18 protein-coding genes are annotated in these 20,466 nt (G+C 66.1%); 7 read left to right on the forward strand and 11 right to left on the reverse strand.

Translation table 11 applies throughout. The features are described from left to right. Positions 1-17 precede the first annotated feature (17 nt). The 3 genes from RFM52_RS04940 to RFM52_RS04950 are packed head-to-tail and all read right to left on the reverse strand — an operon-like array spanning position 18 to position 3,022. Positions 18-1,040: an NAD-dependent epimerase/dehydratase family protein gene (locus tag RFM52_RS04940; protein WP_320295406.1), complete on the reverse strand. Its 1,023-nt coding sequence runs from the start codon at positions 1,038-1,040 to the stop codon at positions 18-20. 30 nt (positions 1,041-1,070) lie between these two features. Further along, on the reverse strand, positions 1,071-1,835 hold the full coding sequence (locus tag RFM52_RS04945; protein WP_320295407.1) for an SDR family NAD(P)-dependent oxidoreductase: 765 nt from the start codon (positions 1,833-1,835) through the stop codon (positions 1,071-1,073). Next, a complete protein-coding gene (locus tag RFM52_RS04950) occupies positions 1,835-3,022 on the reverse strand; it encodes an MFS transporter (RefSeq protein ID WP_320295408.1) in 1,188 nt (395 codons plus the stop codon). Before RFM52_RS04950 ends, RFM52_RS04945 begins: the two co-directional genes overlap by 1 nt. A 296-nt stretch (positions 3,023-3,318) precedes the next feature. On the opposite strand from RFM52_RS04950, the gene RFM52_RS04955 reads away from it, so the two are divergent. From RFM52_RS04955 to RFM52_RS04985, 7 genes are read left to right on the forward strand one after another with little or no spacing between them, the layout of a single operon-like run. Beyond that, entirely contained in the window at positions 3,319-3,669 is a 351-nt protein-coding gene (locus RFM52_RS04955) for a RidA family protein (RefSeq protein ID WP_041007422.1), read from the forward strand. 40 nt (positions 3,670-3,709) lie between these two features. Then, positions 3,710-5,140 (forward strand): dihydropyrimidinase, encoded by a 1,431-nt coding sequence (hydA, locus tag RFM52_RS04960; protein ID WP_320295409.1) that lies wholly within the window; start codon positions 3,710-3,712, stop codon positions 5,138-5,140. Next, on the forward strand, positions 5,125-6,039 hold the full coding sequence (locus RFM52_RS04965; protein WP_320295410.1) for a nitrilase-related carbon-nitrogen hydrolase: 915 nt from the start codon (positions 5,125-5,127) through the stop codon (positions 6,037-6,039). Before hydA ends, RFM52_RS04965 begins: the two co-directional genes overlap by 16 nt. A gap of 7 nt (positions 6,040-6,046) precedes the next feature. After that, a complete protein-coding gene (locus RFM52_RS04970; RefSeq protein ID WP_320295411.1) occupies positions 6,047-7,378 on the forward strand; it encodes a Coenzyme F420 hydrogenase/dehydrogenase, beta subunit C-terminal domain in 1,332 nt (443 codons plus the stop codon). Beyond that, a complete protein-coding gene (locus RFM52_RS04975) occupies positions 7,375-8,529 on the forward strand; it encodes an NAD(P)/FAD-dependent oxidoreductase (RefSeq protein WP_320295412.1) in 1,155 nt (384 codons plus the stop codon). Before RFM52_RS04970 ends, RFM52_RS04975 begins: the two co-directional genes overlap by 4 nt. Continuing rightward, a complete protein-coding gene (locus RFM52_RS04980) occupies positions 8,526-9,809 on the forward strand; it encodes a Zn-dependent hydrolase (protein ID WP_320295413.1) in 1,284 nt (427 codons plus the stop codon). Before RFM52_RS04975 ends, RFM52_RS04980 begins: the two co-directional genes overlap by 4 nt. Then, positions 9,806-10,471, forward strand: a complete 666-nt coding sequence (locus RFM52_RS04985) for a cysteine hydrolase family protein (RefSeq protein ID WP_320295414.1) — start codon at positions 9,806-9,808, stop codon at positions 10,469-10,471. Before RFM52_RS04980 ends, RFM52_RS04985 begins: the two co-directional genes overlap by 4 nt. Here RFM52_RS04985 and RFM52_RS04990 read toward each other — a convergent pair. The 8 genes from RFM52_RS04990 to RFM52_RS05025 all read right to left on the reverse strand — a co-directional run bounded on the left by RFM52_RS04990 (position 10,456) and on the right by RFM52_RS05025 (position 20,465). Beyond that, complete coding sequence (locus RFM52_RS04990; RefSeq protein WP_320295415.1) at positions 10,456-11,946, reverse strand: N-acyl-D-amino-acid deacylase family protein; 1,491 nt, start codon at positions 11,944-11,946, stop codon at positions 10,456-10,458. The genes RFM52_RS04985 and RFM52_RS04990 overlap by 16 nt on opposite strands. A gap of 74 nt (positions 11,947-12,020) precedes the next feature. Then, positions 12,021-13,562 carry a trimethylamine methyltransferase family protein gene (locus RFM52_RS04995; RefSeq protein ID WP_320295416.1) on the reverse strand — a complete coding sequence of 514 codons (1,542 nt, stop codon included), beginning with the start codon at positions 13,560-13,562 and terminating at the stop codon, positions 12,021-12,023. A 70-nt stretch (positions 13,563-13,632) separates the two neighbouring features. Beyond that, positions 13,633-14,601, reverse strand: coding sequence for a D-2-hydroxyacid dehydrogenase (locus tag RFM52_RS05000; RefSeq protein ID WP_320295417.1), 969 nt, complete (start codon positions 14,599-14,601; stop codon positions 13,633-13,635). A 7-nt stretch (positions 14,602-14,608) separates the two neighbouring features. Then, a complete protein-coding gene (locus RFM52_RS05005) occupies positions 14,609-15,517 on the reverse strand; it encodes a dihydrodipicolinate synthase family protein (protein ID WP_320295418.1) in 909 nt (302 codons plus the stop codon). After that, positions 15,514-16,101, reverse strand: coding sequence for a hypothetical protein (locus tag RFM52_RS05010; RefSeq protein WP_320295419.1), 588 nt, complete (start codon positions 16,099-16,101; stop codon positions 15,514-15,516). Before RFM52_RS05010 ends, RFM52_RS05005 begins: the two co-directional genes overlap by 4 nt. Further along, a complete protein-coding gene (locus tag RFM52_RS05015; RefSeq protein ID WP_320295420.1) occupies positions 16,102-18,957 on the reverse strand; it encodes a 2Fe-2S iron-sulfur cluster-binding protein in 2,856 nt (951 codons plus the stop codon). It lies immediately after the preceding gene. Beyond that, on the reverse strand, positions 18,954-19,220 hold the full coding sequence (locus tag RFM52_RS05020) for a sarcosine oxidase subunit delta (RefSeq protein WP_320295421.1): 267 nt from the start codon (positions 19,218-19,220) through the stop codon (positions 18,954-18,956). The genes RFM52_RS05015 and RFM52_RS05020 overlap by 4 nt, the downstream gene beginning before the upstream one ends. 3 nt (positions 19,221-19,223) lie before the next feature. Beyond that, positions 19,224-20,465: an FAD-dependent oxidoreductase gene (locus RFM52_RS05025; RefSeq protein WP_320295422.1), complete on the reverse strand. Its 1,242-nt coding sequence runs from the start codon at positions 20,463-20,465 to the stop codon at positions 19,224-19,226. Position 20,466: the final 1 nt, after the last annotated feature.

Genomic DNA, 20,466 nt, shown 5'->3' on the forward strand with positions numbered 1-20,466 from the left:
CTCCTGATCTGGTTGGCTCAGTTCTCGTTGGCGGTGATCCAGTCCATGTAGGCATGGAAGGCTTCCTTGCCGGGACGCGGCCGCCAAGCGGTGTCGCGCAGGATGCGGGCGATGTCATAGGCGCCCCACATGCCGCCTTTCAGGGTCACATCCTGGACGATGTTGGCGTCGTCTCCCGGCGTCACCTCGGCCTTCAGTCCCGGCACGCGTTCGGCTGCCCAGCCGATGATCTCGCCGATGGTCTGGCTGGATCCGGAGCCGATATTGTAGTGGCGATAGTTGAGACGCGGCGCATCGATCAGCGCGAGGATCGCGGCGGCAACGTCGGTGGAAGTGACATAGTCGCCGACAGGTTCCAGGCTGTTCGGCCTGATCGTCTCGCCGGCCAACGCCATATGTGCGACGCGGTTGGGGACATGGCGAAAATTGCGGCTCTCGGTGGCGCGGTCCATCGGGCCGTAGACGGAAGCAAGCCGCACCGAGACCGCCGACAGGCTGAACAGGTCGGCATAGCGGTTGGTGACCATCTCGGAGGCGAATTTCGAGATGCCGTAGAGCGTCAGCGGCGCGACATAGCCGTCTTCCGGCAATGGCTCGCTGCTCCAGTCCGGCCCGTTGTGGCGGTAGACGGAACCGGAACTGACATAGATGAAGCGCTTGAGGTCCGGCCTTGCACGCGCCCAGTCCAGCATCCGCACGGTGCCCATGAGATTGACGTCGACGATGCGGGCCGGGTCTTCGGCCTCCGGCTGGCGCTTGGCCTCCGAGGCGCTGCCGCGCGAGATCGGCGTGATCGTCGCGCCATGGACGATTGCCGTGATGCCCTGCTGGTCGAGCGTCGCGGACCAGGCTTTCGGGTCGAGGATGTCAGCGGCGATCACCGTGAGCCGGTCGCGCACCGGAGCGAAATGCTTTTCGGCCGCCGCGTCGAGGCCGGAGCGATCGAGAATCACGGCGCGGGCGTGCGGATCGCGGTCCAGCCATGCGCGCGCGACCACGCTCATGACAAAGCCGGTGCCGCCGGTGACGAGGAGAGTCATGGGAGCTCCTTCGGAAATGAGGTTTCGGGTTCAGCGCGTCGCAAAGCCGCCGTCCACGAGCATGTCGGATCCGGTGACGAAGGACGCATCGGAAGAAAGCAGGAAGGCTGCCGCGGCGGCGATCTCGTCGGGCTCGGCAATGCGGCCGAGCAGATGGGCAGGACCGAGACCGGCATTGGCGGCTTCGAAATCGGCAAATCTGCGCAACAGGCGCGTCGTCGCCACGGCGCCTGGGGAGAGGCTATTGACGCGGACCTTCTCGGCGGCGTGATCCACGGCCATCGCCTTGGCGAGGTGGATCAGCCCAGCCTTGGCGGCGCAATAGGCGACGGCGCGGGTCGTGGCGACGCGTCCGAATTGCGAGCCGATGAAGACGACCGAACCGCCGCCACTTGCCGCGATCAGCGGTACGGCGAACTTGCTCATCAGGAAGGCGCCGGTCAGGCCGACGTCGATCTCATGCCGCCAGGCGCTTTCGTCGAGATCGACGACGGTGGCGCTGGTCGAAGGCGCGGCGGCATTGTGCACCAGCCCGTCGAGCCGGTCGAATTTTTGCTTCGCGAATTCGACGGCCGCCTTCGCGGACTCGATCTTCATCACATCGCACTGGCAAGCAGCGGCGGTGGGCCCGAGCGCTTCGGCAAGCTTCGTCGCGGGCTCGAGCTCGTAATCCGCGCAGACGATCCTTGCGCCTTCTGCAATGCAGCGGCGTGCGATTGCCGCGCCGATGCCGCTGGCGGCGCCGGCGATAAGGATGACGTTGCCTTCGAGGCGGTTCGTTGCTGCATCCGTCATCAGGCGCGCTCCTCGATCGCCTGCATGGCCGCCAGCGTGACTGGGCGGCGCAACAGATTGTAGCAGGCGGCTAGGGTGACCAGCACGGCGCCGCCGCCGAGCAGCAGGAACATGGCCGGCGCGCCCATATGGTCCATCAGGCCGGCGGAGATGCCGGGCGTCGCGACATTGCCGATCGAATAGAGCAGGAGCAGCGTGCCGGAGGCGCCCACCATGTGCCGGCTGTGCAATTGCGAGGCGCCGAAGGCCATCGCCACCGGATAGACGGTCAGCGCCGTGCAGCCATAGAGGAAGAACAGCACGAAGAGCAGCGGCACCGAAAAATTGCCGAGCCAGGCGATCGCGGCGCAGAGCGTGACCGACAGGATGCCCTGGACGAGCAGTATGATGCGACGTTCAAACCTGTCGGACAGCCAGCCGACGGGCGTCTGCGCCAGCATGCCGGCAATGCTGATGGTCGTGACCAGCCCGACTGTCGTTGCCGCCGACAGCCCGATCTGCGTGCCATAGATCGGCGTCAGTACGAAGATGTTCATGTTGGTGATACCGCCCTGGAAGATCGCCACGACCGTAACCGGCGCCAGCCGGAAGAGCGCGAGCGGCCCAAGACGCTTGACCGGCCTTGCGGAACTCGCATGCTCCGGATCGGCGGTAGGTAGCGCCGGCCAGCGTCCGCCGATGAATTTGGAGATCAGCGCCAGCAGCACGGTCGCGGCCGCGACCGGGAACAGATGCGGCGATTGCGGGCCGACCAGCGCGACAAGGAGTTGTCCAAACAGCACTGCGATCGCCGTCGTCAGCATGTAGAGCGAAAACAACGCGCCGCGATTGTGCTGCTCGGCGTAGAGGTTGATCCAACTTTCGCAGACCACGAATAGCGACGCCATCGCCATGCCACCGAGCAGGCGGAAGCAAATCCAGCTCGGCAGGAAGTCGGTGAAGGCGAAGCCGGACGCCGCCAGCAGCGCCAGCACCAGGATCGTGACGAAGGTGCGCTCGTGGCCGTATTGGGCGACAGCCGGGCGCGTGACCAGGCATCCGACGAGGAAGCCCACCGGATAGGCTGTCAGCACGATCTGCACGACTTGCGGAGAAATGCCGGGCTTGCCGAGATGCAGCGACACGGCGGTGGTCAGCATGGCGCTGCCGATACAAGCGAGGCAGATGCCGACCATGATCGGCAGCATGGCGCGGGAGCGCTCTGCATTTTGCCAAAGCCTCATCGCGGATTGAGCGATCGACCTCATGAATGCGGCTGCGGCGGCTCCCTGGCGGCACCGTTGACCGACGGCAGCCCGAGCAGAACCTACACTTTGTGGCGATTGCCACAAACGAAGATTGACGCGGCTATGGCTCGAATTTTTTTGGCCATGCCGGCGAAGGAAAGCGGCATCTCAGGTCGCGGCGGGCTTTACAGTCGTTTTGCACCCTCCGTACCATAGGCAAAAAGCCAAAACTCCGGGAACCAGCGGAAGGGAACGATATGACGATCGAACGCCTCGAAAACGGCCAGCGCTTCTGCCGGGTGCTCCGCTACAACGGCACCGTCTATGTGGCCGGCCTGACCGCGGATGATCTTTCCGGCGACACCACCAGCCAGACCAAGCAGATCCTGGCCAAGATCGACGCGCTTCTGGCCAAGGCCGGCAGCGACAAGTCGAAGCTCTTGAGCGCGCAGATATGGCTCAGGGACATTGCCGATTTCGAGATGATGAACACGGCATGGGACGCCTGGATCGACAGGAGCGCCATGCCGGTGCGCGCCACGGTGGAAGCGCGGCTTGCCGGCGACCAGTATCGCGTCGAGATCATGGTGACGGCGGCCGTTGGCTAAGCCGGCCGGCGAGGGCCAATTTGAATAGAAGAGCTGGTCAATGCATGAGCTGGTGATCAGAGGCGGGCGCGTGGCGCTCGACGACGGCTGGGCCGAGTGCGACGTCGGCATCGACGACGGCCGCATCGCCGCCATCGGCAAAAGCCTGTCCGGCGAGACGTCGATCGACGCCAGCGGCCATTGGGTGCTGCCCGGCGGCATCGACGCGCATTGCCATCTCGACCAGCCGGTCTGGGGCGGGGCGGGCAACGCCGACGACTTTGAATCCGGCACGATCTCCGCGGCCTTTGGCGGCACGACCTGCATCGTCCCGTTCGGCATGCCAGGACAGGACATGACGACTGTCGGCGCCATCGACCGCGCGCTGGAGCGCGCGGCGGGACGCGCCGTGATCGACTACGGGCTGCATGCCGTGGTCACCATGGGCACCGGCGCCGATGTCGAGGCCCAGCTTGGGGCGCTTGCGGTACGCGGCATCGCCTCGGTCAAGCTGTTCATGACCTATCAGGGTTTTGCCGTCGACGACGACCTCTTCTTCAAGGTCCTCGATACGGCGAGGGAGCTTGGCTGGGTCGTCATGGTCCATGCCGAGAACGACGCCGCGATCCGGCGCACGCGGCAGCGGCTCATCGATCTCGGCCGCACCGATATCCGCTACCATGTCGTCGCCCACAGCGAGACAATGGAGCGCGAGGCGACGCATCGCGCACTGGCCTTTGCCGAGATGACCGGCGCGCGCATGACCATCGTGCACGTTTCCTCCTGGCAATCGGCCGAGGAGGTGGCACGGGCGAAGACACGCGGCGTCGACGCTATCGCGGAAACCTGCCCGCAATATCTCTTTCTCGGCGCGGCCGATCTCGACCGCTCGGCAATCGACGCGGCGCGCTTCGTCTTTTCACCGCCGCCGCGTTCGCCGCGCAGCCATGAGCATCTGTGGCAAGAGCTGATCAATGGCGGCATCGACCTCTGGTCGTCGGACCATTCGCCATATTATTTCGCCGACAAGATTGGCCGCTCCGAGACGCCCGGTTTCACCACGACGCTGAGCGGCATTCCCGGCATCGAGACGCGCCTGCCGCTGCTGTTTTCGGAAGGGCTGCTGACCGGCCGGCTTACGCTCGGGCGCTATCTCGACCTCACCTCGCGCAATGCCGCCTCGATCTATGGCTTCGCCGATCGCAAAGGCAGCATCGCCGTCGGGCTCGACGCGGATCTGGCGCTGTGGGATCCGACGGCGCGCTGGACGCTCGGGCACGAGGCGCTGCATTCGCGAGTCGATTTTACGCCCTATGAGGGCAAGGTCGTCACCGGCCGACCGACCACCGTGCTGGTGCGTGGCGTGCCGGTGGTCGCCGACGGCAAGCTGCGGGCCGAACCGGGGTTCGGGCGTTTTGTGGCGCGCGCTGCCGCCGATCCGGCGCTTTCCCGGAAACCAGTCGAGGATTGGACACCATGGCTCGATGCCTGACCATCGCCGTTTGCCAGACCGGACCGATCCAGCGCAGCGCCACGCGCGCCGAGACGGTGGGGCGGCTCGTCCATCTCCTTGAGAGGGCCGCTTCCGCCGGCGCCGAGATCGCGGTGTTTCCGGAAATGGCGCTCACCACTTTCTTCCCGCGCTGGCGCATCGACGACCAGGCCGAGATCGACGCCTTCTTCGAAGCTTCGATGCCGGGACCCGAGACACAGCGGCTCTACGATGCCGCCGCTCGGCTGAAGGTGGGCTTCGCGCTGGGCTATTGCGAGCTTACGCAGGAAGAAGGCCGCACGCGCCATTTCAACACCATGGATCTGGTCGGACCGGATGGCGCCTTCATCGGCCGCTATCGCAAGATGCATGTGCCGGGTTCGAGCGAGCCGGAAGAAGGCACGACCACGCATCTCGAACGGCGCTATTTCGAGCCGGGCAATCTCGGCTTTCCGGTTTTCGACTATCGCGGCGTCCGGGTCGGGCTGGCCATCTGCAACGACCGCCGCTGGCCGGAAACCTACCGCATGCTCTGCCTCAACGGCGCCGAGGTGGCGCTGCTCGGCTACAACACGCCGCTGCTGCTCGACGAGGCGCCGGCGCTGGCGCATCTGAGAATGTTCCACAACCATCTGCCGATGCAGGCCGGTGCTTACCAGAACACGCTCTGGGTCGCTGCCGCCGCCAAGGCCGGCCTGGAAGACGGGCAGATGCTGATCGGCGGGTCGTGCATCATCGCGCCGACCGGAGAGATTGCCGCGCAGGCGATGTCGCTCGACGACGAGGTCATCGTCCATCGCGCCGATCTCGAGCTGATCGAGGTCTGTCGGAAGGTAAATTTCAATTTTTCGCTCTATCGCCGCCCCGACCAGTACCGGCGCATTTCGGAGTCGGTCTGAGACCGCGATGGGCCCGATCGAAACACGCCAAAGCCAACGCACGCCGCCCCTCCAAGGCACGCCGCCGCTCTCGTCGGAGCCGCTGACGCTCGGCGAGATCGTCGAGAACGGGTTTTGCATCGGCTGCGGCCTCTGTCGCTCTATCGCCGGTGCCGGCGATGTCGACATAGTGATGACGCCGGAAGGGCGCGAGCGGCCGGTGGCGCTACGCGCGTTGGACAAGCCAACATTGGCGAGGATCAACGCCGTCTGCCCGGGAACGCGCATCGCCGGTCCGCCGGCAACCCAGATGAAGGAAGCCACGTTGACGGACACGGTCTGGGGGCCGGTCGAACGGCTCGTGCTCGGCTCTGCCGGAAATCCTACGGTTCGCTTCGTCGGCTCCGGCGGCGGGACGCTGACGGCGCTCGGGCAGTTCCTGCTCAACTCGGGACGGGTCAAGTTCGTGCTGCATGTGGTGGCATCGCCTTCCATGCCGATGCGCACGGAACGCCGGCTGAGCTTCGATGCCGTTTCGGTGCTCGAAGGCGCCGGCTCGCGCTATGGTCCGGCGGCGACATTGGTCGACTTCAACGCCGTCCTCGACCGCGGCGAGCCGTTCGCGCTGATCGCCAAGCCTTGCGACATCACCGCCGTGCGCAATCTGGCGCGGCTCGATCCGCGCGTCGACGAATATATGCGCTATGCGCTCACCTTCGTCTGCGGCGGCGCTTCGGACTTGAGCAAGTCGGAACAGGTGCTGCAGCGTTTCGGATTGAGCGAGGACGAACTGACGCTCTTCCGCTACCGAGGCCACGGCAACCCGGGCCTCAATCGCATCGAAACTCGCGACGGCCGCGGCTTCGAGATCAGCTACCGGCAGCTGTGGGAAGACGAGGACAAATGGATGATCCAGCCGCGCTGCAAAATCTGCCCTGATGCCATCGGCCAAGTGGCGGATATCGCGGTATCTGACGCATGGCTGAATGGCGGACCGGCCGTCGAGGATGAATCTCTCAACGGCATCATCGTGCGCACGAAGCGCGGGCTGGAGCTGTTCGACGCGGCTGTCGGGGCCGGCGCGCTACAGATCAAGCGCGAGAGCAGTATCGCCGAGATCAGCGAATTGCAGTCGCATCAAGTGCGCAAGCGGCGCGCGGTCTGGGCGCGGCTGAAGGGCATGGCTATCGCCGGCAAGCCGGTGCCTTTTATCAGCGACCTGGCATTACGGGATTGCGCCGCGCAGAATTCGCTGGCCGAGAATCTGGCCGAAGGGCGCGGCGCCCGCGATCGTGCGCGCCGCGGCCGTCTGGGCGAACCGCCCGCGGTGCCGCGCGGGGCAGTTTTGGGGGATGCATGAGCGAGCAGACCGGCGTTATCATCATCGGCGGCGGCATGGCTGGCGCCGGCGCGGCTTTCGAGATTTCGCGCGACAGCAAGGTGGTTCTGCTCGAGCGCGAGAGCCATTGCGGCTATCACACCACGGGACGCTCGGCGGCGAGCTTCACCGAGAATTACGGCAACGGCGTCATCCGCCGCATCGTGCTCGCCAGCCGGGCATTTCTCACCGAGCCGCCGACGGGTTTTTCCGATTATCCGCTGCTCAGCAAACGCGGCATGATCAACGTGTCGCGCGCCGACCAGCTTGACCTTTTGCGCGAGGATCTGGCGGCCGCGCAGGCGCTCGTTCCCTCGATCGTCGCGATTACGCCGGCCGAGGCGATCGCGCGCGTGCCGGTGCTGCGCCGGGATTATCTCGCCGGCGCCTATATCGAACCGCATTCGATGGATATCGACGTCAACGGCCTGCATCAGGGTTTTTTGCGCGGCGCGCGGGCGCGCGGCGCTCGCATCGTCACCAAGGCCGGGGTGAGAGGTATCGGCCGACAGGGCGGTCAATGGCGGATCGAGACGGAAGCGGGGACATTCCTTGCGCCGCTTATCGTCAACGCTGCCGGCGCCTGGGGCGACGAGATCGCGGCGATGGCGGGCGTGTGCCCGGTCGGCCTACAGCCGAAGCGCCGCACCGCCTTCAACATCCCGGCGCCGGCCGGCCTCGACATTAGCGACTGGCCGCTGGTCAACGATGTCGGCGCGGAGTTCTATTTCAAGCCGGATGCCGGGCAGTTGTTCGTGTCGCCAGCCGATGCGACGCCTTCGGCGCCGGTGGACGCCTTTGCCGAAGACATCGATGTCGCGATCGGCGCCGAGCGTCTCGAACGGGCAACCACGATCGAAGTTCAGCGCGTGTCGCGTTCCTGGGCGGGCCTGAGGACCTTCGTCGCCGACGGGTCGCCGGTGGTCGGGCCGGATGACGAGTTCCCGGATTTCGTCTGGCTGGTCGGGCAGGGCGGCTACGGCATCAAGACGTCGCCGGCACTGTCGCGCGTCTGTGCCAGCCTGATCGCCGGCGGCGGCCTGCCGGACGATGTCGCAAGGCAAGGCGTATCGCTCGAAGAACTCACGCCGCATCGGCTGCGCGGTGCTCAATCTCGGCTGGCCGCCTCATGAGCAACGCCGCATTGACGGTCGGTGGCAAACTGGCGGGACGTATCCTGGACGCGCTCGCCGAAGCTACGACGGACGCGCCGGGGATCACGCGCGTCGCTTACGGACCCGGCGAGCGCTTCGCCCATGATCTCGTGCGCAATGACGGGGAAAAACTCGGCGCGGTCGCGCGCGTCGACGCCGCCGGCAATCTCTATCTGACGCTCAGCGGCCGTAACCCCGAGCTGCCGGCAATCGTCATTGGCTCGCACCTCGACAGCGTCGCGCATGGCGGCAATTTCGATGGCGCTGCCGGCGTCGTGGCCGGCCTGGCGGTGATCGCCGAATTGGTCGAGAAAGGCATCCGGTTGCCGCGTGACCTCGTCGTGTTGGCGACTCGTGCCGAGGAAGCCGTCTGGTTTCCGCTCTCCTATCCCGGCAGCCAGGCGGCGCTTGGCCTGCTCGATCCGCGGGCGCTCGATGCGAAGCGGTCCGACAGCGGTCGCACACTGGCCGAGCACATGCGCGAGGAAGGGTTCGACCCCGACGCCGTGCGGCGTGGCGTGCCCGGCATCGATGTCGATCGGATCGCCGCCTTCGTCGAGGTGCATATCGAGCAGGGACCGCGGCTGGTTGCCGCCGATGCGCCGGTCGGCATCGTCACCGGGATTGCCGGCGGCTTCCGCTATGTCGATGCGAAATGCCTTGGCGCCTACGCCCATTCCGGCGCCGAGCCGCGCTTTGCGCGGCATGACAGCGTGCTTGGCTTTGCCGACCTGATCGCTGACCTCGAGGCCGAATGGGACGCGCTCGAACGCGAAGGGCGCGAGGCCACTATCACCTTCGGCCGCGTGCAGTCCGATCCGACGCAGCACGGCGGCAGCCGGGTGCTGGGCGAGCTCGGTTTCACGCTCGATGTGCGCAGTGCCGAAGCCGCCGTCCTGGATCGGATCGAGGCAAGGCTGCATGAGATTTTCGCTGAAGTGAGTGCCAAACGCGGCGTCACCTTCGAGCCGGGGCCGCGCTTCACCTGGGAGCCGGCGACGATGTCGCCGGCATTGATCGCGAGGTTCGACAGCGCCGCCAGTAAGATGCGGATGCGGGCACCGCATGTGCCGAGCGGGGCGGGGCACGATGCAGCCACCTTCGCCGGCGCCGGCATCCCAACCGCCATGCTCTTCGTGCGCAATGAACACGGCAGCCACAACCCGCATGAAGCGATGGAGATCGCCGATCTCGATCAGGCGATCCGGCTGCTCCTGCGTTTCGTCACCGATTTCGACAACTCACCGGACCAGAGATGAACCTTGCCAGGACCGCCTTGCTCGTCATCGACCTGCAGAATGAATACCGCCTCGGCGCGGCATGGCCGGTCGTCGGCTATGACGACGTGCTGGCCAATGCGGCCGCGCTGATCGAAGCCGCCCGCAAGGCTGGCATGCCGGTCATCCATGCGCAGGCCTGGGTGAAGCCGGAAGAGCGCGACGGCTATGCGCGGCAGGAGGAAATCCTGACCGATGAATTCCGCTCCGCTGTGGCCGGCAGCGAAGGCGCGGATATCTGCAACGAGGTGGCGGCAGCGCCCGGCGACATCGTCATCCATAAACACTGGCCGAGCGCCTTTCGCCGCACCGATCTTTCGCAACGGCTGGCCACACTCGGCATCGAGAACCTCGTTGTCACCGGGGTCCTTACCGACAGCTGCGTGACGGAAAGCGTGTTCGACGCCGTCTATCAGGGGTTTCGCGTCTGGCTGGTCAAGGAAGCCTGCGGCAGCATGACGGAGGCCATGCATCGCACCGGCTTGCTCGACATGGCGAACCGGCTTTATGGCGGCGGCATACTGCGCCAGCTCGAAGCACTGAAGGCGCTTGCCGGCCAGCCTTTCGGCGGCTGGCGCTGCACGCGGCCGGTGGAGTTCGCCTACACGCTGGAGAGCGTCGACCGGATCTACGAGTCGCTGTGACCGGCGCCGCAGCCACATGCGCCTCTGAATAGCGTCTTTGAAGCTGAGGGCTTGAGAACCGCGCCGGGCAGCGCTCCGGTCGCCCTGCCGCCGCGCCAGACTGAGACGCCGTTGACGAACACATGGTCGATGCCGGCGGCGGGTCGGCGTGGTTCCTCGAAGGTGGCGGTGTCGATGATCGTCTCGGGGTCGAAGATGACGAGGTCGGCGAAATTGCCTTCGGCCAGAATACCGCGCTCCTGGGTGCCGAATTCACGCGCGGGCAAGCCGGTCATGCGGAACACGGCCTCCTCCAGGCTGAACAGACCGACATCGCGCGCGTAGTGCCCGAGCACACGTGGAAACGTGCCCCAGAGGCGCGGATGTGGGTGGATGTCGTGCGGCAGGCCGTCCGAGCCGATCATGGTGCGCGGATGGGCGATGATGTTGCGGACGTCGTCCTCGTCGAGCTGGAAATAGACCGCGCCAGCCGGCAGCAGACGCTGGCCGGCTTCGCGCTCGGTGCAGTTCCATTCGCGAGCAACGTCGGCGATTTCGCGCCGCGCCATCTCCGGATGCGGATCGGACCAGGTGACGAGGATTCTTAAGCCCGTGTCGCAGCGCTCCAGCCGAAGCACGGTCGAGCTCGCGGCATAGGGGTAGACGTCCATGCCGATGTCCATCGTCTCGCGCGCCCGGTCGATCCTCTCCAACGAGGGCCGGCTCTTGCCGAAATTGGCGCGGCCGGTGCACTGGTGGTGCGAGATGAACAGCTTGCCGCCGGCATGGTCGGCGATGTCGATCGCTTCCTCGATCGCCTCGTCCATCGTCTCGAAATAATTGCGCGTGTGGGTGACGTAGGGGCCGCCGAGGCCTGCCGCCGTGGCGGCGAGAGCCTTGACCTCATCGGTCGAGGAGTTGACGGCTGGCGGATAGTCGAGCCCGGTGCTGAGGCCGAACGCACCCTCGGCCATCGCCTCGGCGACCGCTTCCTGCATCGCCGCCGTTTCCGCTGCATTGGCCGGCCGGTCGGTCACCGGCATGCAGCGCTGGCGCAAGGTGGTGTGACCGACGAGCAGGGCCGCGTTGGTGGCGATGCCGCGGCGCTTCAACTCGGCGACATAGTCGGCAAAACGGTCGAAGCGGAAATTCTCGCGGCCGCCGACCAGCGTGAAGGGCGGTGGAGGGGTCTGGTCGAGCAGCAGAGGTGCGAGGCTGACGCCGCAATTGCCGGCAATCACCGTCGTCACGCCCTGGCTGATCTTCGGGTCCATGCCGCGCGGCGCCAGCAGCGCGCCGTCGTCATGGGTGTGCACGTCGATGAAGCCGGGCGCGACGATCTTGCCCTTGGCGTCGATTTCCTCGATGCCTTGCGCGTCGTCCAGCCGACCGATCGCCGCGATGCGGCCCATCGTGACGGCAATGTCTGCCTGGAAGCGGTCAGAGCCGTCTCCGGAGATCAGCGTTGCGTCGCGGATGAGGAGATCATAGGGCATCAGACGGCTTTCCAACTCTTTTGATGGAGCATGATCTTTTCCGAAAACCGGTCCCCACTTTTCGGGATCATGCTCTAAGCTTCCGGATTGGCGGCGATCTCCTCGCGGCGGCGCGCGACATAGGCGTCGAGCTCCTCGCGGATGGCGGGGTCTATCACCGGTTCCTCGTAATCGTGCAGCGCCTGCTGCCAGAGCTCGGTCGCGCGTTCGAGGGCATCCTTGCCGCCGGCTTCCTGCCAGGCACCATGGTTCTGCCAGTTGGACAACATCGGCTGGTAGAAGGCGGTGGTGTAGCGCGACATGGTGTGCTCGGCGCCGAAGAAATGGCCGCCGGCCGGCACCGACTTGATCGCCTCGAAGCCGAGGTCGTCCTCCTGGAATGGCAAGGGCCGCAGGAACTCCATCATGTTCTGCAGGATCTCGACGTCGAGCACGAGCTTTTCGTAGGACGCGGTCAGGCCACCCTCCAGCCAGCCTGCGGCGTGATAGATCAAATTGGCGCCGCCGAGCACCGCGCCCCATGTCGCCATCTCGGTCTCGTAGGCCGCCTGCAAATCGACCACATTGGAGGCGTTCGCGTTGGAGGTGCGATAGGGCAGGTTGTAGCGCCGCGCCAGTTGCCCGGCGATGATGTTGGCCTTGGCGTTCTCCGGCGTGCCGAAGGCCGGCGCACCGGACTTCATGTCGACATTGGAGGTGAAGGCGCCATACATCACCGGCGTGCCGGGATTGACGAGCTGCGTCAACGTCACGCCGAACAGCGCTTCCGCATTCTGCTGGCAAAGTGCCGCGGCAAGTGTCACCGGCGTCATCGCGCCCATCAGCGTGAATGGCGTGACGGTAACCGGCTGGCCGTGCTCGGCCATGGCGATCAGACCCTCCGCCATCGCGTCGTCGAACAGGCGGGGCGAGTTGATCGAGATGATCGTCGTCACGCCCGGCGAAGCCCGCATCTCCTCGACGGAGATGCCGCGCGCGATCGCCATCATGTTGATGCCGTCCATCGCCCTGGCGCGGCCGATGGCGGTGCAGTGGAAGGAGAGGTCGCTCAGCGTCAGATTGGCGTAGTAGGTATCCAGATGGCGCGAATTGGCCGGCAACTCGATCGGCGCCACCACCTGGTTGCCGATGATATGGATGGCGTTGAAGTGGTGCGCCAGCCGGATGAAGTTCTGATAGTCGGGGAGATTGCCCGGCCTGCGGCCGTTGACGCGGTCATGCACGTTGGGCGGACCGGCGACCAGCCCGAAGACCAGCGAATTGCCGCCGAACTCAACCTGCTTGTCCGGATTGCGGCTGGTCAGCGTGAAGGACGAGGGAGCCTTGCGCAGTGCCTCGGTGACAATGCTCTCGTCGATGCGGATGGTGTTGCTCTCGCGGTCGACGATGGCGCCAGCCTTGGCGAACAGATCCATCACCCTTTCGCTCATGACGCGGATGCCGAGCTCGGACAGGATGCGCATCGAGGTCTTGTGCAATTGCTCCATGCGCTCTTCATCGAGCATCTGCATGGGCGGGTAGGGGTTCTTGACGCTCTGCCATGGCAATTGCGCGATGCCGCCACCGCTGCGTCCGAGCTTCGATCTGCGGCCACCGCCGCGCCTGTCCTGTGACATAGGATTCCTCCCGATTCTCTTTTTCGCAATTCCGGACGGAAAACCGCTCACACTTTTCCTGGAATTGCTCTCAGTACCCACGTTCCGGATTGATCACGTTTTCCAGCGGCTCACCTTTGCGGTAGCGGGCCAGATTGTCGGCGAACATGCGCACCGACTTGATGTCCCAGCCTTCATAGACCGCCGCGCAATGCGGCGTGACGGCGACGTTGTCGTAGCTCCAGAGCGGATGCCCGGTCGGCAGCGGCTCGGTGGCGAAGACATCGAGCGCCGCGCCTTTGATCCGCCCGTTGTCGAGTGCGGCGAGCAGTGCTTTCTCCTCGACGACGCCGCCGCGCGAAATGTCGATCAGCACGGCGGACGGCTTCATGGCGGCAAAGGCGGCTTCGCCGAGCAGGCCGCGCGTGGTGGGCAGCAGCGGCACGCAGCAGACGATGAAGTCGGCCCGGCCGATCAATGCCAGCAGCGCGTCGGGGCCATGCACCTCATCGAGCGACGGCATCGGTTTCGGCCGCGCGCGGATGCCGAGCGTGCGCATGCCCATCGCCTGCGCGCGGCGCGCGACGGCCTCGCCGGTCTTGCCGAGGCCGAGGATGAGGACGGTCTTGCCCTCGATCGGCTCGACGCGGCTGCCGCCCCATTGGCGGGCCTGCTGCCGGCGTTCGAAGCCGCGCAGGTCGAGCGAGAAGGAGAGCATGGCGCCGAGCGCATATTCGGCCAGCATGCCGGCGGCGACGCCGGCTGAATTCGTCACCGTCACATGCGCGGGATCCCAGCGGCCGAGATGGTCGGTGCCGGAGCCGCCGATCGACACCCATTTCACGGTCGGGCTCTGGACTAGGGCCTGGCGCGGATAGCGCGGCGTGCCGTCAAAGCGGATCGAATAGACCACCTCCGCGGCGGTCCGCTCGATCAGCGCGGGGAGGCCGGCATAGGTGTCGCAGGCATGGACGTCGAGGTCCGGATGCGTCTCGGCGAGCACGGCAAGCGCGCCCGCCGGCTTGTCGGTGTGCAGGATGACGGTTGGGCGCGCCGACATCGCGACCTCAGCTACGGCCGATATGATCGGCGGCGCTGCCGAGGGCGGCAAGCAGGACCTGGCCGTTCTCCAGCGTCGCATTCTCATGCGGCGCGCGCAGGTTCAGCCAGCGCCGGTCGCCGGACTTGACCGCAAGCACCGCCTTCATCGCCGGGATCAGCCCGGCATCCTGGATCACCTTTCGGAACGCCTTGATGGCGGCATCCGCCTCGGCGACATCCTCGCCCTTCCTGGCCGCGTCATAGAGCCGGCGGATGGCGGCGGCGTTCAGATTGACGGTGGCGGAAATACAGCCGGCCGCGCCGCTGGCGAGACCCTTGGTGAGCTGCGCCTCGGAGCTCGGAAAGACCGAAATGCCGGGCGCGGCGGCGATGACGGCGGCGGTGTTGTTCCAGTCGCCGGCACTGTCCTTGTAGGCGACGACGGTGTCCGGGAAAGCCTTGCTCAGCCTTGCTGTCAGCGCCGGACTGACCGGCACGCCCGAGTTCTGCGGGATGTGGTAGAGGATCACGCGCATCGAGGGCTTTGCCACCTTCTCGATCAACTCGCTGTAACAGCGCGCCTGACCGTTGTCGCCGGCGCCGGTGTAGAAGAAGGACGGCAGCACCATGACCGCGGCGCAGCCGAGACTGACGGCATGCGCCGACAGCTCGACCGTTTCGGGCAGGGCGGTGACGCCGGTGCCGGGCATCAGCCGGTCGGGCGCGATGCCTGCCTCGACCAGCCATTCCAGCGCCTGTATGCGCTCGCGCAAGGATACCGAGAGCGCTTCGCCCGTCGTGCCGAAGGGCGAGAGGAAATGCGCACCCTGGCCGAGCACCCATTTGGCGTGGGAAATCCAGAGATCGCGCGCGATGCGGCCGTCATCTTCGAACGGCGTCAGGATCGGGGCGATGGTTCCTTGCGGGCGGGTCATGGATGTCCTCTATGCTGGTCTGTGTGGCCGGCCACCGCCGCGACGGCGCGGGCGAAGTAGGCGGAAGCGGTGACGTCGAAGAGTATGTCGAAACCCGCCGGCGAACGGAACGCCACGGCCTCGATATGGCCGACGCGGGTCTGGGCGATGTCTTCGGCACCGAATTTTTGGGGTCTAAGGTCCAGCGCGCAAAGCCCGCTCATCGCTTCGGCAAGGCGAGGGCCGGAAAGCCGCATCCATGCCCAGCCTTCTTCGCGCCATGACGAATAGCCTTTCGGCGACGGCGCGGTCTGCCAGGCGGTCTTGATTTCGGCGAGCGTCTCGCCGGCGCCCTCGGCGAGAAGCAGAATGTCCTCGTTGCCGAGGCGCAGGATCCGCATGCCACGGTGGTCGCCGATGCGGTTGACGGCAGGCGGTTTGACACCCTGCGCGGCGAGCCAGGCGGCGCTGCCGCCGCCTTTCAGGCCGAAGCGCGGCTTGTCCGTGAGATCGCTCAGCACGACCGCGCCAGAAACCAGCTTCGTGCCGTCGGCCGCGCCGCCGGGCATGAAGGGATAGATGCGCGTCGCGATGTCGGCGGCCATCTAGATCTCCTGCCGCGCGTTGGTCGGGTCGAAGAAGGCGTGGGCGACGACCGGCACCTCGACCAGTTCGCCGTCGCGGCATTTCACCGTCACGCGGCTGCCTTCCGCCTGGTCGTCGACATGGACATAGGCGAGCGCGATATGGCGCCCGAGCGACGGCGAGTACCCGACCGACGTGATCTGGCCGACAGGCGCGCCGCCGCGCAGCACCAGGCAGCTTTCGCCGGGAATGTTGCGGGCGCCGGCGGGGAATTGCAGGCCGACCAGCCTGCGGGTCTGCCCGAGCCTCGCACGCATCTCGATGGAGCGCTTGCCGACGAAGAAAGGCTTCTTCTTCGAGACGGCCCAGCCGAAGCCCAGTTCATCCGGCGTGGTGATCGCATCCGTGTCCTGGCCGATCAGGATGTGACCTTTCTCCAGGCGCAAGATGCGCGACGCCTCCAGCCCATAGGGGCGCAGGCCATGCGGCCGTCCCGCCGCCATTACCGCGTCCCAGAGATGAGGCGCCTGGCTCGACGGGCAATGCAATTCGTAGCTGAGCTCGCCCGTGAAGCCGATGCGCATCACCCGCACCGGGACACCGGCGACGGTGCCTTCGCGGCCGCTGAGATAGGGGAAGGCGTCGCGGCTGAAATCGATGTCGCTCTCCAGCGCCTCGAGAACCAGGCGCGCCTTGGGTCCGGTGACGTTCAGGCCTGAAAACGCCCCTGTAAGGTTGAGCACGTCCACCTTCAGGCGCCATTCGGCATTCCGGAACAGCATGTCGGCATAGACGCGCGCCACGGCGCCGGTGGTCGCCGTCACATAGAACTGGTCCTGCGCCATCCGGTAGGCGACGCCATCGTCGACCACCGATCCCATCTCGTTGAGCATCAGGCAATAGCGCACGCGGCCGATGGGCTGGTTGGCATGCGCCATCGTGTAAAGGCGGTCGAGGAATTCACCGGCGTCCGGCCCGCGGATCTCCAGCTTGCCGAGCGTCGAAACGTCGAGCAGGCCGACGCCCTCTCGCACGGCGAGGGTTTCCTCGCGGACCGCTTCTTCAGCGCCGCTTGCGTCGCCGTAGTAGTAAGGCCGCCACCATGCGCCGATCGGCTTCATCGCGGCGTTCAGCGCGACGTGCTTCGCATGCAGCGCCGTGCGGCGCTCCAGCGCTTCGTGGTGGCCGGCGAGCACGCCGAGCGTTTCCGGCCCGACCGGAGGCCGCGCCGTGGTGATGCCGATCTCGGCGACCGACCGGCCGGTCGCCTCGGCGACGACCCGGGCTGTCGCCAGGGCCGAATGACGTCCCTGGCTCGGGCCCATGCCAACGGTGGTGAAGCGCTTGACGAGCTCGATCTCGCGATAGCCGTCCTTGGTCGCGTTCTGCAGGTCCTTGACTTGCAGATCCTCGTCGAAGTCGACGAAGTCGCGTCCCTTGGGATCGGCGAGGATCGGCTGAACATAGCGTGGCCCGACGCTCTTCGGCGTGATTGGAGGTTCGACCGCCATGGCATGGCCGAGCCGCGAAAGGGCGGCTGCCGCTGCTCGTTGGCCGCTGCCGATTGCATCCGGCAATTCGTCCGTTCCGGCAACGGCGCCGCCAAGATGGACGGAGCCTTCCGGGAGTGTGATCGTCATCATCTCCGCGGCGGCATCGTAGCCGACCTTGCCGCCGGCCTGACACGGCAATTGCCACGCCGGCGCCTGACCGATCGAAACGGCCAGCAGGTCGCAGGCGATCCAGCTCCCGCCGACACGGACGCGGGCAAGGTGACGATTTCCAGACGTGCCTGCCGCCGCTTCGATGGTTGCGCCTTTGCGGATGGCGACACCTTTGCCGCGAAGTTCGGCTTCCAGCGGCCCGGCATCGCCGACCGATCTCGGATCGACAAGTTCGACGACCGCTACGCCTGCGTCCAATAAATCGAGCGCTGTCCGGTAACCGTCCTCATTGGCGGCCAGCACCACGGCGCTCCGACCAGGCCGCACGCCATAGTGCCGGACCAGCCGTTGGGTGGCGACGCCGAGCATGATCCCCGGCAGGTCGTTGTTGCGGAAGACGGCCGGCTGCTCGATGGCGCCGGTCGCCAGAATCACTTCGCGGGCGCGTGTGCGATGGAGGCGGTTGCCCTGGATCAGCGGCAGCCAGTTGTCTTCATACCAGCCATTGCAGACGGTGCCGGTCAGCACCCTGAGATTGGGCAGCGCCTTCAGCCGGGACGACAGGTTGGAGAGGATGGCCGGATCGTAGCGGCCATAACTCAGCGAGCCGCCGATCTCGGGGTTCTCGTCGCACAGTACCACGTCGGCGCCGGCCTCGGCGGCGGCAATCGCCGCGTTCAGTCCTGCCGGACCGGCGCCGACGACGAGCACGTCGCAATGCAGGTGCGTCTTGTCGAAATGCCGGTGTGGAGCCTTGGTGTCGACCACGCCCAGGCCCGCCTTGCGGCGGATGATCGGCTCCCAGAATTTCAGCCAGCTGTCGCGGCGCGGACCCATGAAGGTGCGGTAGTAGAAGCCGACCGGCAGGAAGCGGCCGAACCTGTCCATGATCGCGTCGCGGTCGCGCTCGAGCGAGCCGTTGACGTTCTGTGCGCTGACCCGCAGCCCTTCGCTGACCGGCGTGCGCTCGGCGCCGGCGTTCGGCTCGGACGGCAGCTGCACCAGCACGTTGGCGTCGGCGCCGGTCATCGACAGGATGCCGCGCGGGCGGTGGTACTTGAACGAGCGCGACAACACCCATTGGCCGGAAGCGGCAAGCGCGCTGGCGATGCTGTCGCCTTCATAACCTTCGAAGGGCTTGCCCTCGAAGGTGAAGCGGATGCGACGGCTGCGATCGATGCGGTTTCCGAAAGGGGCGGGCAGCCGGTTCATGCGCGCTCCCGCAGTTCGGACGCGTCGAAGGTGCGGATGATCTCGTTGCTGACGAGATCGCGCTCGGCCAGGAAGAAGTAATTGCTCGGCACGTGCCGCCACCACTCGACGACGATGCCTTTGCGGTTCTCGGCGCGGAACAGATGGCGCGACCATTCCGCGTCGGCAGTGCTGTTCGGATCCAGCTTCGCACGCACCGGGCCGAAGGACTGGAACTCGTCGATGTTGCGCGGGCCGTTCATGGGGCAAGTGAGCAGTTTCATGGTCTAATGGCTCGCCGCGGTCGCGCCCATTTCATTGAGCAGCCTGAAGGTCTCGAAGCGCTCCAATGCAAAGGGTTTCAGGATATCGGGCACGCGGCCGTCGGCGATCGTCTGCGCCATGCGCTTGCCCGCGACGGGGGTCGCCTTGAAGCCCCAGGTGCCCCAGCCGCAATCGAGCCACAGATTGGCGAGCGGGCTTGCGCCCATGATCGGGCTGTAGTCCGGCGTCATGTCGGTGATGCCGGCCCATTGCCTCAGCAGGCGCACGCCTTGCAGGAAGGGGAAGAGGTGGACGGAGCCTTCGGCGAGGTGCTCTTTCATGTCGAGTGTCGAGCGCGTCGAATAGAGCTGGTAGGGGTCGGAGCCGCCGCCGATGACGACCTCGCCGCGCGACGACTGGACCAGATAGGTGTGCAGCGAGACCGACGAGACCAGCGTGTCGAGCCAGGGTTTCAAGGGTTGTGTCACCATCGCCTGCAGCGGATAGCAGCGGATGGGAAGCTCGACACCGGCCATCAGCGCCACGTCATAATTCATGCCGCCGGTGGCGATCAGCACCTGGCCGCAGGCGACGCGGCCCCTGTTCGTCTTGACCGCCTGGACCCGGTCGCCGACCACCTCGAAGCCCTGCACCTCGGTGCGCTGGTGGATCTCAACGCCGCGCCGCGAGGCCTGGGCGGCATAGCCCCAGGCCACGGCATCGTGGCGCGCCGTCCCGCCGTCGGCATGCCAGAGCCCGCCGAGGATTTCGAGCGGACCGCCATAGTCCATATTCAGCAGCGGGCAGAGCTCCTCGACGCCCTTCTGGTCGACGACCTCGGTGCGCGTGCCCATATGCTTGCCCATCTCGGCGCGCATGTGAAAACTGCGCATTGTCGCCTCGCTATGCGCAAGCGTGAGCTGGCCGCGCTGCGAGAACATGACGTTGAAGTCGAGCTCCTGCGACAGCCGCTCGAACAGCTCGACGCCTTCCTTGTAGAAAGCGATGCCTTCCGGCGTGATGTAATTGGAGCGGATGGTGGTGGTGTTGCGCGCGGTGTTGCCGCCGGCGAGGTAACCCTTCTCCAGCACAGCCACGCTGCTTATGCCGTGGTATTTGGCAAGATGATGCGCGCAGGACAGCCCATGCCCGCCGCCGCCGATGATGACGACGTCGTAAACCGGCTTCAGCTCGGGCGTGGCGGGGATGTCGCCGCTGACTGGATAGTCCCTGCTGAGACCGTATTTCAGAAGCCTGAGGGGCATT

Origin of the sequence: Mesorhizobium humile (assembly GCF_033977215.1) — a bacterium.
In the GTDB taxonomy this organism is placed as follows: Bacteria; Pseudomonadota; Alphaproteobacteria; order Rhizobiales; family Rhizobiaceae; genus Mesorhizobium; species Mesorhizobium humile.